General features: G+C 70.4%; 12 protein-coding genes. 5 read left to right on the top strand and 7 right to left on the bottom strand.

Going from position 1 to position 15,661, the window contains the following annotated elements:
* Positions 1-110 precede the first annotated feature (110 nt).
* The 3 genes from ACQEV2_RS25700 (at position 111) to ACQEV2_RS25690 (ending at position 3,952) form a co-directional block, all read left to right on the top strand.
* Positions 111-1,370 carry an MFS transporter gene (locus ACQEV2_RS25700; protein WP_433054758.1) on the top strand — a complete coding sequence of 420 codons (1,260 nt, stop codon included), beginning with the start codon at positions 111-113 and terminating at the stop codon, positions 1,368-1,370.
* A 241-nt stretch (positions 1,371-1,611) separates the two neighbouring features.
* Entirely contained in the window at positions 1,612-3,135 is a 1,524-nt protein-coding gene (locus ACQEV2_RS25695) for a multicopper oxidase family protein (protein WP_433045917.1), read from the top strand.
* 43 nt (positions 3,136-3,178) lie between these two features.
* Positions 3,179-3,952 carry an SDR family NAD(P)-dependent oxidoreductase gene (locus ACQEV2_RS25690; protein ID WP_433045914.1) on the top strand — a complete coding sequence of 258 codons (774 nt, stop codon included), beginning with the start codon at positions 3,179-3,181 and terminating at the stop codon, positions 3,950-3,952.
* On the opposite strand, the gene ACQEV2_RS25685 is transcribed toward ACQEV2_RS25690, so the two are convergent.
* Positions 3,915-4,208 carry a hypothetical protein gene (locus ACQEV2_RS25685; RefSeq protein WP_433045911.1) on the bottom strand — a complete coding sequence of 98 codons (294 nt, stop codon included), beginning with the start codon at positions 4,206-4,208 and terminating at the stop codon, positions 3,915-3,917. The two genes, ACQEV2_RS25690 and ACQEV2_RS25685, sit on opposite strands and share 38 nt — an antisense overlap.
* Before the next feature lie 217 nt (positions 4,209-4,425).
* Between ACQEV2_RS25685 and ACQEV2_RS25680 the strand changes: the two genes are divergently transcribed.
* On the top strand, positions 4,426-5,118 hold the full coding sequence (locus ACQEV2_RS25680; RefSeq protein ID WP_433045908.1) for an ester cyclase: 693 nt from the start codon (positions 4,426-4,428) through the stop codon (positions 5,116-5,118).
* 87 nt (positions 5,119-5,205) lie between these two features.
* Here ACQEV2_RS25680 and groL read toward each other — a convergent pair whose 3' ends face one another.
* The 4 genes from groL to ACQEV2_RS25660 all read right to left on the bottom strand — a co-directional run bounded on the left by groL (position 5,206) and on the right by ACQEV2_RS25660 (position 9,544).
* Complete coding sequence (groL, locus tag ACQEV2_RS25675; protein WP_433045905.1) at positions 5,206-6,831, bottom strand: chaperonin GroEL; 1,626 nt, start codon at positions 6,829-6,831, stop codon at positions 5,206-5,208.
* A 121-nt stretch (positions 6,832-6,952) separates the two neighbouring features.
* Positions 6,953-7,261 carry a co-chaperone GroES gene (groES, locus tag ACQEV2_RS25670; RefSeq protein ID WP_055493212.1) on the bottom strand — a complete coding sequence of 103 codons (309 nt, stop codon included), beginning with the start codon at positions 7,259-7,261 and terminating at the stop codon, positions 6,953-6,955.
* A 358-nt stretch (positions 7,262-7,619) separates the two neighbouring features.
* Positions 7,620-8,510 carry a polysaccharide deacetylase family protein gene (locus tag ACQEV2_RS25665; RefSeq protein WP_433045902.1) on the bottom strand — a complete coding sequence of 297 codons (891 nt, stop codon included), beginning with the start codon at positions 8,508-8,510 and terminating at the stop codon, positions 7,620-7,622.
* Positions 8,507-9,544 carry a polysaccharide deacetylase family protein gene (locus ACQEV2_RS25660; protein ID WP_433045899.1) on the bottom strand — a complete coding sequence of 346 codons (1,038 nt, stop codon included), beginning with the start codon at positions 9,542-9,544 and terminating at the stop codon, positions 8,507-8,509. Before ACQEV2_RS25660 ends, ACQEV2_RS25665 begins: the two co-directional genes overlap by 4 nt.
* 120 nt (positions 9,545-9,664) lie before the next feature.
* On the opposite strand from ACQEV2_RS25660, the gene ACQEV2_RS25655 reads away from it, so the two are divergent.
* Positions 9,665-10,834 (top strand): class I SAM-dependent methyltransferase, encoded by a 1,170-nt coding sequence (locus ACQEV2_RS25655; RefSeq protein WP_433054755.1) that lies wholly within the window; start codon positions 9,665-9,667, stop codon positions 10,832-10,834.
* Positions 10,835-10,856: 22 nt separating this feature from the next.
* Here ACQEV2_RS25655 and ACQEV2_RS25650 read toward each other — a convergent pair whose 3' ends face one another.
* A complete protein-coding gene (locus ACQEV2_RS25650) occupies positions 10,857-14,210 on the bottom strand; it encodes an NACHT domain-containing protein (protein ID WP_433045896.1) in 3,354 nt (1,117 codons plus the stop codon).
* A gap of 130 nt (positions 14,211-14,340) precedes the next feature.
* Entirely contained in the window at positions 14,341-15,633 is a 1,293-nt protein-coding gene (locus ACQEV2_RS25645; protein ID WP_433045893.1) for an RNA polymerase sigma factor, read from the bottom strand.
* Between the last annotated feature and the right edge of the window lie 28 nt (positions 15,634-15,661).

Genomic DNA, 15,661 nt, shown 5'->3' with positions numbered 1-15,661 from the left:
ATCGCCGGCGGATCGGTTGTTTGACCTGCTGCTGTGCGGCTCGCTTTGCTCTCACTGGTCAACGTCAGATTGTTCGGGTGGGGGCGTCAAAGGGGTCGGTCGCGCTGAGCATGGTGGGCAGGAGACGGCTGGGTCGGCAGTTCGGCTGGCTGTGGGCGGCATATGCGGTGAGCGCCTACGGGTCGGGGTTGGGGTTCGGGGCGTTGCCGCTGATCGCCGTGATGGTGTTGCATGCCGGGCCCGCCGAGGTGTCCGCGCTGTCCGCGGTGGGGCCTGCGGTGGGCGCGCTGATCGCGGTGCCCCTCGCGCCGTGGGTGGAGTTCCGGCGCAAGCGCCCCGTCATGATCGCGATGGACGTGACCCGGTTCGCGGTCATGGCGACGATCCCGGTCGCCTACGCCTTCGGTTGGCTCGGTTTCGTCCAGCTGCTCGTGACCTCGGCCGTGGTCGCCGCAGCCAAGATCGCCTTCAACGCGGCCGGCGGCGCCTACCTCAAGGGCCTCGTCCAGCCGGACGATCTGCTCGTGGCCAACGCGCGGTTCGAGTCCACGAACTGGAGCTCCATCGCGGTCGGGCCACCGCTGGGCGGGGCGGCGATCGGCCTGTTCGGGCCGGTCACCACCGTCGTGGCCGACGCGCTCAGCTACCTGTTCTCCGCGCTGGGCATCACCGCGATCGGCGGCCGAGAAGAGGTGCCGCCGCGAAGAACAACCGGCAAAAGCCCGGTCCGGGCAGGCGCGTTGCTCGACGGCTGGCGACACATCATGGGCCATCCCGGTTTGCGGGCGCTCTACCTCAACAACATGCTCGTCGCCGGTCTGATCATGGCCACCGAGCCGCTGCTGGCCGTGCTCCTCCTTCGCCAACTCGGGTTCCCGCCCTGGCAGTACGGCCTCGCCTTCGCCGCCCCCTGTGTCGGCGGGCTCATCGGCTCCCGCCTGGCCCGCCGTGTCGTGGCCCGCCACGGCCGGCACCGGGTCTTCCGGACCGTCGGCACCCTGCGTGCCATCTGGCTGATCGGCCTGGCCTTCGTCCGCCCCGGCGTCGTCGGCCTCGTCACCGTGATAGCCGTCGAGCTGGCGATCATCATCAACATGAGCCTGTACACGCCGGTGCTCGCCACCTACCGGCTCGAACAGACCCCCAAGCATCTCCTCGCCCGCACGCTGTCGGCCTGGTCGATCGGCCAGCAGGCGTCCATCGCCGTCCTCACCGCGCTCGGCGGGCTGCTCGCCGACGTCACCAGCCCACGCACCGCCGTCACGGTCGCGGGACTGCTCATCCTGACCACCCCGCTTCTGCTTCCCCGACACGACCAGACGTCCCCGACACGACCAGACATCGCGGCACGAGCCGGAAACGGCCCGTAGCCACCACGAAGTCAGCCGGGGGGCGGGGGCTGACCGGCCGGGGGGGGCGGCCCTGACGGGGAGTCAGCCGAGGCCGGGGGGACCGGCGCCTGACCGGGAGCCGACCGAGGGCTGGGCGTCGGTCGGGCAGGTGCCGCATGGCTCCTAGGGGGAAACCCCGTACGAGCGGCGGGGGTTGGGTCGGGGTCGGCCGGGGGACGACCCGGATGTTCGGCGGGCGGTGATCAAGGACGCTCGAAGCATGTCTCGCTTCAAGCGCGTCCTCATCGTCCTCGGTTCCGTCGTCACGGTCGTCGTGATGGCGGTCGGCGGCCTGTTCGCCTGGCTGTGGACCGGCGCCGACGTGAGCACGGTCGGCAAGGCCTCGTTCGACAACGCGCTGGCGATACCGCCCCTGGCCGAGTCCACCGTCGACAAGGACGGCACGCGCGTCTTCGATCTGCGCATGCGCGCGGGCGAGACGGAGTTCAAGGACGGCCTGAGGACTCCGACATGGGGATTCAACGGCTCCTACCTCGGCCCGACACTCCGCGCGGCCCGCGGCGAAAAGGTCCGCGTGCGCATAACGAACGGGCTCGACGAGGCGTCCAGCGTGCACTGGCACGGCATGCACCTGCCCGCGCGGATGGACGGCGGCCCGCACCAGATGATCGCCCCGGGCGGCACCTGGACTCCGCACTGGACCGTGGACCAGCCCGCCGCGACGCTCTGGTACCACCCGCACCCGCACGGCACGACCGAACAGCATGTGCGGCGTGGCCTGACCGGCCTGTTCATCCTCGACGACGAGAAGGCCGGGGAACTCGCCCTGCCCAAGCGGTACGGCGTCGACGACCTGCCCGTCATCGTGCAGGACGTGCGCTTCGACGGCACGAAGCTCGACGGCGGCCACAGGATCATGCAGAACGTGGGTTTCCTCGGCGACCGGACGATGGTCAACGGCACCCTGCGTCCCTTCCGGGAGGTCGGTGACGAGCTCATACGGCTGCGGCTGCTCAACGCCTCGACGGCACGGACGTACGCCTTCGGTTTCCCGGACGACCGTGCGTTCTCGCTCATAGCGACGGACGGAGGTCTGCTGGAGCGGCCCGAGTCCATGGACCGGGTCCAGCTGTCGCCGGGTGAGCGCGCCGAGATCGTCGTACGGATGCGGGCGGGTGAGCGGGTGATGCTGCGCAGCTTCCCGCAGGACAACTACGGGGACGCCTGGAATCGGCGGTTCGGTGGGGGCGACGACTCCTTCGACGTACTGGAGCTGCGGGCGGCCGGACGACTCCGGCCGTCGCCCCGGACATCGGCCGAGCTGGGCGAGTCGGAGACACCCGACGGCGCGGATGCCGTGCGGGGGCGGTACTTCGACCTGAAGCGGTCCGGTATCAACGGGCGGGCGATGGCCATGGGCCGCGTCGACGAGACGGTCACGCGAGGGACGACGGAGGTGTGGACGGTCCGCAACAGCAACGGCATGCCGCACAACTTCCATGTGCACGATGTGCAGTTCCGGGTGCTGGAGGTGAACGGCGAGGCGCCGCCGGCGGCGCTGCGCGGGCCGAAGGACACGGTGTTCCTGCCCAGCGGCACGACCATGAAGCTGGCGCTGCGCTTCACCGGGCCGGCGGATCCGGACACGCCGTACATGTACCACTGCCACCTGCTGTACCACGAGGACGAAGGGATGATGGGCCAGTTCGTGGTGGTGGAGAAGGGGCAGCGGGCGCAGGCACCGTCACGGCATTCGGACCGGTCGGGGCACGAGCACGGCTGAGACGGGAGCGGAAGCGCGCAGTCCGGGGCCCTAACCTTGCGCCATGACAACGGCACTGATTACGGGATCGACCGCGGGCATCGGCGCCGCGTTCGCACGGCGGCTGGCGGCTGACGGGCACGACCTCGTCCTGGTGGCCCGGGACACCAAGCGGCTGCGGGAGCAGGCGACCGAGCTGCACGACCGGCACGGCATCGAGGCGGAGGTGCTGACGGCCGACCTGGCGGAGGACGCCGGCATCGAGGCGGTCGCCGCCCGCCTCGGCGACCGCAGGAACCCCGTCGACCTGCTGATCAACAATGCCGGCTTCGGCAACAAGGGCCGCTACCTCGACGTCTCCATGGCCGACGAGCTGAAGATGCTCAAGGTGCACTGCGAGGCGGTACTGCGCCTGACGTCGGCGGCGACGGAGGCGATGCGCGAGCGGGGGCGCGGGGGCGTCGTCAACGTCGCGTCGGTCGCCGCCTTCGTGCCGCGCGGGACGTACGGCGCGTCCAAGGCGTGGGTCGTGCAGTTCACGCAGGGGGCGGCGCGGGATCTGGCGGGGAGCGGGGTGCGGTTGATGGCGCTGTGCCCGGGGTTCGTGCGGACCGAGTTCCATGAGCGGGCGGGGATGGGGACGGACAACATCCCGGGGTGGATGTGGCTCGACGCGGACAAGGTGGTGGCGACGGCGCTGGAGGATCTGGCTCGGGGGAAGTCGTTGTCCATTCCCGACCCTCGGTACAAGGTGCTGATGGGGGCGGCGAAGCTGGTGCCTCGGGGGATGCTCGGGGGGATCAGTTCCAGGACGGGGCGGAAGTACGGGCCGCAGTAGGCGAGTCGGCGGGCGAACGCCGGCACAGCACGTCGACGATCAGCGGTACGGTGCGGGGCTCGACGCGGATCAGGGCGGGCAGGCTCCGCTGGGGGCTCATGTGCCGCAGTGCGCGGACCACGAGGGGCCGTCCGTGAGCGGCGTCCAGCGCGGGGCGAGCGTGCGCCACCACGTCGTTCTGCGCACCCGGCCGGGCCGTGACGAAGAGCGGCACGATCCGCACGCCCTCCGGCGGGTGCAGCTCGGACCGCGACATCAGGGCCGGCCGTCTTGCCCGCCCAGGCCTCCGCTCGCCACCAGGTGTACGTCGGCCCGGATTCGGTGGTGCAGAAGGGCCACCGACCGCTGCCTCCCCCACCAGCGCACGCCGTCATGACGCCAAAGCGCCGGGAGGCGTACCCCCGCCCCCATGGGGAGAATGGTGCTGTTCGTCCGGAATCAGTGGAATCAGAGGTTCGGGAGGCCACGACGCCATGACCTTCGTACAGCTCATCGACTGCAGGACCAGCCGCTTCGACGAGATGAACCGGCTGATGGACAGGTGGGTCGAGCAGACCAAGGGGAAGCGGACGGCGACGCACGACATCATCGGCAAGGACCGGTCCGACGCGTCGCACTTCATCGAGATCGTGGAGTTTCCGTCGTACGAAGAGGCGATGCGGAACTCGAACCTGCCCGAGACCGACCGGATCTTCCAGGAGATGGTCGCGCTCTGTGATGAGATGCCGACCTTCACCGATCTCGACGTCGTACGGGACGAGCAACTGAATGTCCTGGCCGCGCAGGGCTTCTTCAAGGCCATGGGCAGGATGGAGCCGGAGGGGATCGGTGAGCACCTCACGGACGACTACGTGGATCACGATCCGTCGTATCCGCAGCCCGTGCAGGGCATCGACGGGGTGCGCGAGCAGTACGCGGGGTGGCGTGCCGCCTTCGACTTCACGTTCCGGATCGACGATCAACTGGCCCAGGGCGACCAGGTGTGCACGCGGTGGAACTGGACCGCACGGCACAAGGGCGAGTTCCTGGGGATTCCGGCGACCGGACAGGACGTGACCATGCAGGGCATGACCTGGCAGCGGTTCCGGGACGGGAAGATCTGCGAGAGCCACTGGCTCTACGACCGGGCGGGGCTGCTGGAGCAGCTGGGGGTACTCGGTCAGTGACCCGGCCGCGAGAAGGCCGGTGAATCGCCCGCGAAGGGAGAAGCCCCCGCTGACAGCAGCGGGGGGCTTCTTCGGGTGGTACGTGCCTCAGTGGGCGTGGCCGTGGCCGTGACCAGCGGCGGCCGGCTCCTCCTCTTCCTTCTTCTCGACGACCAGGGTCTCGGTCGTGAGGAGGAGGGAGGCGATGGAGGCGGCGTTCTCCAGGGCGGAGCGGGTGACCTTGACCGGGTCGATGACGCCGGCCTTGACCAGGTCGCCGTACTCGCCGGTGGCGGCGTTGAAGCCCTGGCCCTTGTCGAGCTCGGCGACCTTGGAGGTGATGACGTAGCCCTCCAGGCCGGCGTTCTCGGCGATCCAGCGCAGCGGCTCGACGACCGCGCGGCGGACGACGGCGACACCGGTGGCCTCGTCGCCGGTCTTGCCGAGGCCGCCCTCCAGCACCTTGGCGGCGTGGACCAGCGCGGAGCCACCACCGGAGACGATGCCCTCCTCGACCGCGGCGCGGGTCGCGGAGATGGCGTCCTCCAGGCGGTGCTTCTTCTCCTTCAGCTCCACCTCGGTGGCGGCGCCGACCTTGATCACGCACACGCCGCCGGCCAGCTTCGCGAGGCGCTCCTGGAGCTTCTCGCGGTCCCAGTCGGAGTCGGTGTTCTCGATCTCGGCCTTGATCTGGGCGACGCGGCCCTGGACGTCCTCGGAGTTGCCGGCGCCGTCGACGATGGTCGTGTCGTCCTTGGTGACCGTGACACGGCGGGCGGAGCCCAGCACGTCCAGGCCGACCTGGTCGAGCTTGAGGCCGACCTCCTCGGAGATGACCGTGGCGCCGGTGAGGACCGCCATGTCCTGCAGCATCGCCTTGCGGCGGTCACCGAAGCCGGGGGCCTTGACGGCGACCGCGTTGAAGGTGCCGCGGATCTTGTTGACGACCAGGGTCGACAGGGCCTCGCCCTCGACGTCCTCGGCGATGATCAGCAGCGGCTTGGAGGCACCCGCCTGGATGACCTTCTCCAGCAGCGGCAGCAGGTCCGCGATGGAGGAGATCTTGCCCTGGTTGATGAGGATGTAGGGGTCCTCCAGGACGGCCTCCATGCGCTCCTGGTCCGTCACGAAGTACGGCGACAGGTAGCCCTTGTCGAAGGCCATGCCCTCGGTGAAGTCCAGCTCCAGACCGAAGGTGTTGGACTCCTCGACGGTGATGACACCGTCCTTGCCGACCTTGTCCATCGCCTCGGCGATGAGCTCGCCGACCTGCTGGTCCTGGGCGGACAGCGCGGCGACGGCGGCGATGTCGGACTTCTCGTCGATCGGGCGGGCCGAGGCGAGCAGCTCCTCGGAGACGGCGGCGACGGCCGCGTCGATGCCCTTCTTCAGCAGCGCCGGGGAGGCACCCGCGGCGACGTTCTTCAGGCCCTCGCGCACCAGCGCCTGGGCGAGCACGGTGGCGGTGGTCGTACCGTCACCCGCGATGTCGTTGGTCTTGGTCGCCACCTCCTTCACCAGCTGGGCGCCGAGGTTCTCGTACGGGTCCTCGACCTCGACCTCGCGGGCGATGGTGACACCGTCGTTGGTGATGGTGGGGGCGCCGAACTTCTTGTCGATGACGACGTTGCGGCCCTTGGGGCCGATCGTCACCTTCACCGTGTCGGCCAGCTTGTTGACGCCGCGCTCGAGGGCGCGACGGGCGTCCTCGTCGAACTTCAGGATCTTCGCCATGACAGCGGGAGCCCTCTCGGAATCTGTGGGTTCAAAAAGACACTGCGCCCCGGGCGCCCGGCTTCTTTAAGTGGTCGCGGGGGCCAGGGGCGCAGCTGGAAGCAAATGCTTCGAGGTGGTCTTACTTCTCGATGATCGCGAGCACGTCGCGAGCCGAGAGGACGAGGTACTCCTCGCCGTTGTACTTCACCTCGGTGCCGCCGTACTTGCTGTACAGCACGATGTCGCCGGTCTTGACGTCGAGCGGCAGGCGCTCGCCGTTCTCGAAGCGGCCCGGGCCCACGGCCAGGACGACGCCCTCCTGGGGCTTCTCCTTGGCGGTGTCCGGGATGACCAGGCCAGAGGCCGTGGTCTGCTCGGCGTCCAGCGGCTGGACCACGATGCGGTCCTCGAGCGGCTTGATGGCAACCTTGGAGCTGGCGGTCGTCACGATCCGACCTCCCCCTTCGGAGATCTCACGGGGTTAACTGTCTGAGGTGGCGACCAGGTCGATCCGTCGTCGCGGGTGCCGGACCTGCCCGTCGCGTTGTTGGCACTCTCCTCTGTCGAGTGCCAGAGCCGAGACTATGACCGTGATTAGCACTCGGTCAAGCGGACTGCTAATTCGCTGCGCGTTCGCCGCGCCGGCTGAGCCCTGGTTCCGGTGACCGGCGTTGCCGTGGCCGTTCTGGGGCTGCCCCCCCCAGGCCCCCGCTTCGGCCCTGAACGGGCCTCGTCCTCAAACGCCGGACGGGCTGGAATGCCTGGACCGGCGCCGAAGAGTTCCGTCGGCGCGCCGGAAAGTTCCCTCAGACGTAGTCCTCCAATCGGCCCACCGTCAGCCCCCGCCCCTGGATCTCCCGCAGCAGCCTCGTCGTCCGCTCCCGCAGGCTCAGCCCGGTCGGCTCACCCGAAGGGACGGAGATGATGTCCCCGGCCCGCAGCCGGCCGGGGCCCCTGGCGTACGTCAGTTCGCCGTCGCCCTCCATCGCCGCGCGCCACAGCACCACCGCCGTGACCCCGCAGTGGGCGGCGGCGCGGAGCGTGGTGGTGTCGTACGTGCCGTAGGGCGGGCGGAAGAGGCGGGGGCGGATGCCGAAGCGGGCGCGGAGTTTGTTCTGCTGGCCGCAGATCTCGGCGCGCTGGCCGGCGTACGGCAGACCGCGCAGGGCGGCGTGGTCGAGGGTGTGGTTCTGGATGGACGCGCCCACCGAGCGAAGGCGCGCGAAGTGGCCGTAGCCCGGGCCGACCACGCTGTCCGTGAGGAACATGCTGACGGGCAGGCGCAGTTCACGGACCATGTCGACGAAGCGGGGGTCCTTCTCGGCGCCGTCGTCGTAGGTGAGGAAGACGACCTGGTCGCCGGTGGGGACGCGGTCCACGACGGGCAACCGGTCACCCGCGCGTGGCGGCTGCCGCCGGGCGGGCGGGGAAGGGGGCGCGGGCAGCGGGGCGGTCAGGCCCCAGCGGCGGTACGGCTGTGCCGCCTGCGTCGGCCCTTTCGCCGATCGTGCTTCTTGGTCCGCCTTGCTGCGTCCTGGTGCCGCCCTGCCGCCTTCCTGTGCCGCATTGCCGCCCGGCCCTCCACGGGAGCCGGCGGAATCGGCCGACTGGGTGCAACCGGCGAGCAGCACGCAGGCCAGGACTACGCAGGCCACGACCACGGCGGCGACACCCCGCTCCCCTGACGCCGACCTCACAGGTAGTCCTCCAGCCGGGCCACCGCGTACCCGTCGGCCGTCACCTTGTTCAGGAACCGGCGGATCATGTCGGGCATTGTGCCCTTCCAGTCGTCCCTGCCCCGGAAGTGCGTGAGGACGATGTCACCCGGCCGGATCCGCCGGTCCCACTCGCGGTACTCCCAGTGGTCGACGAAGACCTCCTCGTTCCACAGGGGCACGTACCGGATGCCGCAGTGCTTCGCCGCGCGCAGGGTGTTCCTGTCGTAGTTGCCGAAGGGCGGGCGGAAGAGCAGCGGGCGCTTGCCGTAGCGCTCCTGGATCACCTGCTGCATGCCGCAGATCTCGCGCTTCTGCCCGAGGTAGGACAGGGACGGCAGGTAGGGGTGGCGGAGGGTGTGGTTGTTCAGGACCACGCCGCTGCGCTGCATCCGCTTGAAGTAGCCGTAGTCCTCCTTGATCAGATAGTTGCTGAGGAAGGCGGTGTACGGCACCTGCAGATCGCTCATCATCCGCAGGAACGCCGGGTCCTTCTCGGCGCCGTCGTCGATGGTGAGGAAGACGACCCGCTGTTTGGTGGGGACGGTCGTGAAGACCGGCGGGAGGCCGAGCTCCTCGTGCCCGTCCACCTCGAAGCCCTTACGGGTGGTGATCTTCGGCTTCTTCGCGGGGGGCGGCGGGGGCGTGAGCGGGACTCTTGCCACACGCCAGCGTCTCGCGGCGGCGACCCGGGCGGCGTGGGCGGCCTGGGCGGACTTGAACTTCTTGGCGGGCGGGGCTTCGGCGTGCGGACCCCGGGTGCCGGGGGTGGGGCCCGGGGGCGGCGCCTTGAGGGGCGGTCGGCTCGGGGTGGGGCGTACGGCCTCGGTGCCGCCTCCGTCTGCCGGTGCGCAGGCCGAGGCGATGGCGGCGACGGTGAGCGCGGTGATTCCGCCGCGGACCCGAGCCCGGGCCCGGACCCCGACCCGGTCCGGGGAAAGGCCGGCTGCCGGATGCCGACGTCCCGCGGCTCCCCCATTCGGGGTACTTTTGTCATTTTGTACTACTACTCGCATGGAGCGGGATCTTCGCAGGCACTCGCCCCGAACCCCGGCCGACACCGCCGCCGGGGACGGACCATCCACCGACTGGCCCACAGGGAGCGGGCGGTGCACCGGCTGTCCGACAATGACCCGGTGAACGACCTCGCCTCCTTCGCCTCCCTCCTCACCCCCGAGGGCCGCGCCCTCCTCGACGCCGTGCGCGACTTCGACCCCGCCGACGAACTCGCCGTCGCCACCCGTCTGCGCCGTGAGCACCCCGCCGAACTCGTGTCGGCGGCGCTCGGGCAGGCGCGGCTGCGGCAGCGGGCGGTGGCGAAGTTCGGGGCGGCGGACGCGGGGCGCATGTTCTTCACGCCGAACGGGGTCGAGCAGTCGACGCGGGCGAGTGTCGCGGCGTATCGGGCCGGGCGGATGAAGGAGCTGGGGATCGGCTCCGTGGCCGACCTGTGCTGCGGGATCGGGGGTGACGCGATCGCGTTGGCGCGGGCCGGGATCCGGGTGCTGGCGGTGGACCGGGACCCGCTGACGGCGGCGGCGGCGCGGGTGAACATGGCGGCGCTCGGGCTCGGGGATCTGGTCGAGGTACGGGAAGCGGACGTCACCGAGGTCGACACCACCGGCTACGACGCCGTGTTCGTCGACCCCGCCCGGCGCGGCGGCCGAGGCCGGATCTTCGACCCGGAGGCGTACTCGCCCCCGCTGTCCTGGGCCGTCGAGGCCGCCCGGAAGGCACCGCATGCCGCGCTGAAGATCGCGCCCGGGATTCCGCACGAGGCGATTCCCGACCCGGCCGAGGCCGAGTGGATCTCGGACGGCGGGGACGTGAAGGAGGCGGTGCTGTGGTTCGGGACCGGCCCCGGGGCGGTGCGGGCCACCCTGCTGCCGGGTCCGCGTTCGCTGCTCTCTCGCGGGCTGCCCGACCCCGAAGTCCGGCCCGTCGGGCGGTACTTGTACGAGCCCGACGGCGCCGTCATCCGCGCCCATCTGGTGGCCGAGGTCGCCGAGCAGTTGGACGGCGGGCTGATCGACGCGACCATCGCGTACGTCACGGCGGACGAGCTGCGGCCGACACCGTATGCCTCGGCGTACGAGATCACCGACCACCTTCCCTTCAACGTGAAGAAGTTGAAGGCCCTGCTGCGGGAACGTCAGGTCGGGACGCTGACCGTCAAGAAGCGTGGATCGGCGGTCGAACCGGAGGAGCTGCGGCGGAAGGTCAAGCCCCAGGGGCCCGGCTCGGCCACCGTTTTCCTCACGCGCGTGGCGGGCGCGCCGACGATGCTCGTGGGGCAGCCCGCGTAGTCCCTTTGCGGTCCCCGCGCAGTCAGGGGAGCGGGACGATCGTGTGGTCGGGCAGGACACGGACACGGGCTCGGCGGCTCACGGCGTAGGCGAGGTCGTGGGCCTTGTCCCTGGCCCCGACGCCCTGGACCGGGCCCTCCTTGCGGCCTCGGGGAAGGAACCGCAGCAACATCGCGACGGCCTCGGGGTCGTTGGCGGCTGCGGCCGCCCAGTCCAGAAGCCTTAGTACGTCGGGGTCCACCACCCTCACGTTCCGGTCCCGGAGGCAGTGGCGGAGCACAGCCTGTACCCGCGAGTTGGGAATGTGGGGCATGACCTCGATCATGACGTCTGTGTCGAACAGGCCGTGGCTGATGAGGTGAGGGCTCAAGTACGCGTCGATTCCCGCTTCACGACCGAATGCCAGGGTCCACGCGAGCACGTCTTTGTCCATAGGGACAGGAAGGCCGTCAGCGGACGAGGCGCCGGCCGCGCGCACGAGGTCGGAGAAATGCCGCCTCAGACCGATGTCGCCATACGGGGCCAGGGCGTCGGCGAGCCGCTTGGCGATCCGGCCCGGCCACACCATCGAGCTGTTCGTCGCCACCTCGAACATCATGTGGGTCGATACGCGTCTCTTCAGGACCGCGTCGCGGATGATGTCGAGCCGAGGCGATGTTCCCCAGACGGCCGACGTGGCGGCAGCCGCCACGGACACGTGCACGTCCGGGCCGCCGAAGAGCGCTTGGATTTCCTCCACGCTTCCGGGGTCGTCGTCGAGGCATTCGAGCGCCAGCCAGCGGACCTGCCAGATCATGGCGTCGTCGTGGGCGACGGCGAGGAGGGCGTCGCGGTGTGTCCGGCTGTGCCCCTTGGCGGTGATGAACCTGGTCAGCGCCATCATCAAGGGCAGCTTCTGCGAGTCCGTCGTCCGCCCGGACCGCACGACGTCGAGCAGCGTCCCGGCCCCGCCCTCGCCGGCGATGTCCAGATACGCCTCGGCCAGCACCGACCGCTCGAAGAACCACTCGTCGTTGCGCACCAGAAGCTCCAGGAGCGGTTCCCGCACGCCCGGGTCCCTGACGTCCGCGAGCACGTCGCGCACCGCGTCCGCGATCAGCCGGAAGTCCGACCATCCCGCGGTGACGTCGATCGTGCGCAGTATCACGTCCGTGGACGCTTCCATGGCTCCGAGCGCTCTGAGGACGACACCGACCTCGCGGGCGGGCGAATCCGCGCGGTTCAGCAGTTCGTCCAGTTCCGCGGACAGCTGGGACAGCGCCTCCCCGACCCCCAAGGTGCCGAGGGCCATGACGAGGTGCTCGTGCAGGACTTCGGGCAGTTCGGACCCGAGTGTGAGCACCCCGAGCAGTCGCTTGCCCACGTCACGCCCGCCGCGCGCCGCCAGAGCGTCCACGAGGGCCGCTCGCGCCTCGACGGTTCCCGCCTCGTCCGTGATGTAGGCGATGACCTCGCCCAGCTGCTGATCCGAGCCGATCACCCCGACGACCGCCTCGGCCGCCCGCTGCCGTTCCCCGGCGTACGGCGATGTCTTCAGCAACTCCCACACGGTCCGCACGATCTGGGCCCGCAGCTCCACGTCCGTCACCCGGGGGCTCCCCGTCAGACAGCGTGCCGCCAGCAGCAGATCGGTGTGGAACAGGTCGTCGTCCGGCAGGTGCAGCAGTTCGGGGGCGTCCTTCCGGGTCCGTGGCCGGCCCGGCCTCAGCTGCAGCACCCCCAGCAGCAACTCGGAGGCGTCCCCCGGCGAGCCCGCCATCAGCAGGATCACCTCCTCCCACCAGGGGTCGTAGCGCGCGGCCACCGCACGCTCGACGCCGGCCGCCCCCTGCTCCAGGAGGGCGCTGGCCGCGAAGTACTCCTGGAGAGTCAGGTGCAGAAAGCCGTACACGCCGTGCGCCTGGGCCTTGAGCAGGCCGTACTGGGCGGCTATCTCGTCCAGGATCTTCCTGTTGTCCGTGCGGGGCAGGTCGATCGTCGGGAGGAAGTCGGCGATGAGTTCGAGCAGGTCCGCCTCGGGGAAGGTGCGCAGACCGCGCTGGTGGTAGTGGCAGGCGATCTGCTTGAGTAGGTCCTGTTTGCGGTCCCGTGTGAAGCGGCTGTAGCGGGCGATCTGCCGATGCGCGTCCCACTCGCGCAGCAGGACCTCGACGCAGCGCTTGTAGAGCGTGGCCCGCCGTTCGGGGAGCTCCAGGTCGCTCTCGTAGACGATGGCGATGAGGCTGAGCAGCAGCGGGTTCGCGGCGAGCGTCTGCAGACGGGCGTTGGCGGACAGGGCGCGCAGGAGTCCGCTGCGGTGCCGGTCGCCCTCCCCGAACCAGTTGGCGATGAACGTCTCGATCTGCGGCCACTCGAAGTCCAGCGCCTCCAAGACCTGGAACTGCGGCAGCCCGCCCTGCCAGCCGTGCCGACGGCAGGTCGTGGCGATCAGGGCCTTCGGGAAGCGGGTGGCCAGCCGGGCGATCTCCTTGGTGACGCGGTTGTACGCCCCCGCCGCCTCGTCCACGCTCTGTCCGCCCTGGACCTCGTCGAGGCCGTCGAGCAGCAGCGCGGCCGTGCCGTCGGTCAGCTTCTCGACCAGGTACTCCTGGGCGTCGGCGAAGCCGTAGCGGTCCTCCCAGTGCCGGGCGAGGTAGTCGAGCAGGGAGTCGTGACCGCTCTCGATGAACCGGACCAGTTCGACGTACGCCGGGATCTCGGGCAACGTCCCGCCGTCCCGCCTGGCCATGCGCAGGGCCAGGTGGCGGAGCATGGTGGTCTTCCCGGCGCCCGGATCACCGACCACGACGACGCGGTGGTAGCGCTGGAGCGCATCGACCGGCGCATAGGTGTGGGCCGCGGCGGACTCGGGAGCCACGGACTCCTTGCGCGCCCCCTCGTCCCGTCGGCGTTCCTGGACGGGTTCCTCGTCGCGGACGAACCGGAGCGGCTGGTGCTCCTGCACCCGGACCTGGACGTAGAGGCGGTCCAGGGGCAGCGGGCGGGACATGTCGAGGATGTGAAGCGTCGACAGCTCCCCCACGAGGCGCGTGCAGTAGTCCACCGCCCGCTCCGCCATGCTCCCCCGCCGGGCCGCCTCCCGCTCCCGGGCCCGCGCTTCCTCGCGCTCCCGCTCCTGAGCGCGCCGACGCTCCTCCTGTTCCCACTCGTGCTCCTTCTTCCGCCGGTCGGCGGCTTCCTGGAGCTCGATCTTCCGTTCCTCGACGGTCTGCTGGAGCTTGCTCTTCTCCCTCTCCAGCATCCGGTTCCGGCGCATCTGCCAGAGCGCGATCCCAGCCGCGATCAGCGCGGCGGTCACCGCGCCGGCTGCCGTGTACGACGTGCTGGGAAGTGCCAGGTCTTGGACGGCCGCGGACCGCGTGACAGCCTCGATCAACTCAAGTCCCCCGAAATGTCCGCTCTCTGACCGGCCGTCGGCTCCGACCGGACCTCCTGCCCTGGGCTCCCGGCTCTCGACGGTCCGTCGGTCTCACCTACGGTCCGTCGATTCTGACACCGGCCGCGCTCTACGGACCCGCCTTTGCCTCATCCGCCCGGCTCAGCAGCAGGTCGCGCTCGCGAGCGTTGCCCGCCAGCCGAGCGGCCCGCTCGAACTCCACCCGCGCCTCGGCCGTACGCCCCAGCCGCGCCAGCAGATCGCCGCGCACGCTCGGCAGCAAGTGGTAGCCGTCCAGAGCCGGTTCTGACGCGAGGGCGTCGACGATCTCCAGCGCGGGCTCCGGCCCCTCCGCCATCGACACGGCGACCGCCCGGTTCAACTCGACCACCGGGGAGGGGGATCGGGCCGCGAGCAGGCCGTACAGGACGGCGATCGTCTTCCAGTCCGTCTCCTCGTAGGAGTACGCGTGCGCGTGGCACGCGGCGATCGCGGCCTGGAGCGCGTACGGGCCGGGGGCGCCCGTGGCCGTAGCGTCCGCTCGGGCCAGCGCCTTGATGCCGCGGGCGATGAGCATGCGGTTCCAGCGGCTGCGGTTCTGGTCCTTGAGGAGGATCGGTTCGCCGGACGGGCCGGTGCGGGCTGCCGTACGGGACGCCTGGAATTCGAGGAGGGAGGTCAGGCCGTGGACCTCGGGCTCCTTCGGCATCAGTCCCGACAGCACGCGGGCCAGGCGCAGCGCGTCCTCGCACAGGGCCGGGCGCAGCCAGTCGTCGCCGGCGGTGGCCGCGTATCCCTCGTTGAAGATCAGGTAGATGACGTCGAGGACCGAGTCGAGACGGGCCTCGCGGTCGGGGCCGTACGGGACCTCGAAGGCGATGTTCTTGGTGGCGAGCGTGCGCTTGGCGCGGACGATGCGTTGGGCGACGGTCGCTTCCGGGACCAGGAACGCCCGGGCGATCTCCGGTGTCGTCAGGCCGCCGAGGAGGCGCAGGGTGAGGGCGATGCGAGCCTCCGGCGACAGGACCGGGTGGCAGGTGGTGAAGACGAGGCGGAGCAGGTCGTCGTCGATGTCGTCGGGGTCGTAGAGGGCGGACGGCTCCTGCGGTGGTGCCGTCGTCTCCAGGTCGCGGCCGATCTCGGCCAGCTTGCGGGCGTAGTTCTCGCGGCGGCGGATCAGGTCCACGGCGCGGTGCCTGGCGGTGGCCATGAGCCAGGCGCCCGGGTTGTCGGGGATGCCGTCCCGGGGCCACTGCTCCAGCGCCGCGACGAGCGCGTCCTGCGCGAGCTCCTCGGCGATGCCGACGTCGCGGACCATGCGGGCGACGGCGGCGATGACGCGGGGGGACTCGATGCGGAAGACGGTCTCGACGGTGCCGCGCGGATCGGCGGTGGGCTGTGGTTCAACGGCCTGTGGTTCCACAACCCACCATCGAACACCCCGCGCGGCC

Origin of the sequence: Streptomyces sp. CA-251387 (genome assembly GCF_050936625.1) — a bacterium.
Taxonomy (GTDB): Bacteria; Actinomycetota; Actinomycetes; order Streptomycetales; family Streptomycetaceae; genus Streptomyces.
Note: the sequence above shows the minus strand (reverse complement) of the source record. Positions and strands in the feature narration are given on the sequence as shown.

Coding starts and splice junctions, on each gene's coding strand:
- ACQEV2_RS25690 (WP_433045914.1), top strand. CDS start 3,179: ATGACAACGGCACTGATTACGGGATCGACCGCGGGCATCGGCGCCGCG.
- groL (WP_433045905.1), bottom strand. CDS start 6,831: ATGGCGAAGATCCTGAAGTTCGACGAGGACGCCCGTCGCGCCCTCGAG.
- ACQEV2_RS25660 (WP_433045899.1), bottom strand. CDS start 9,544: ATGCGAGTAGTAGTACAAAATGACAAAAGTACCCCGAATGGGGGAGCC.
- ACQEV2_RS25695 (WP_433045917.1), top strand. CDS start 1,612: ATGTCTCGCTTCAAGCGCGTCCTCATCGTCCTCGGTTCCGTCGTCACG.
- ACQEV2_RS25685 (WP_433045911.1), bottom strand. CDS start 4,208: ATGTCGCGGTCCGAGCTGCACCCGCCGGAGGGCGTGCGGATCGTGCCG.
- ACQEV2_RS25700 (WP_433054758.1), top strand. CDS start 111: ATGGTGGGCAGGAGACGGCTGGGTCGGCAGTTCGGCTGGCTGTGGGCG.
- ACQEV2_RS25680 (WP_433045908.1), top strand. CDS start 4,426: ATGACCTTCGTACAGCTCATCGACTGCAGGACCAGCCGCTTCGACGAG.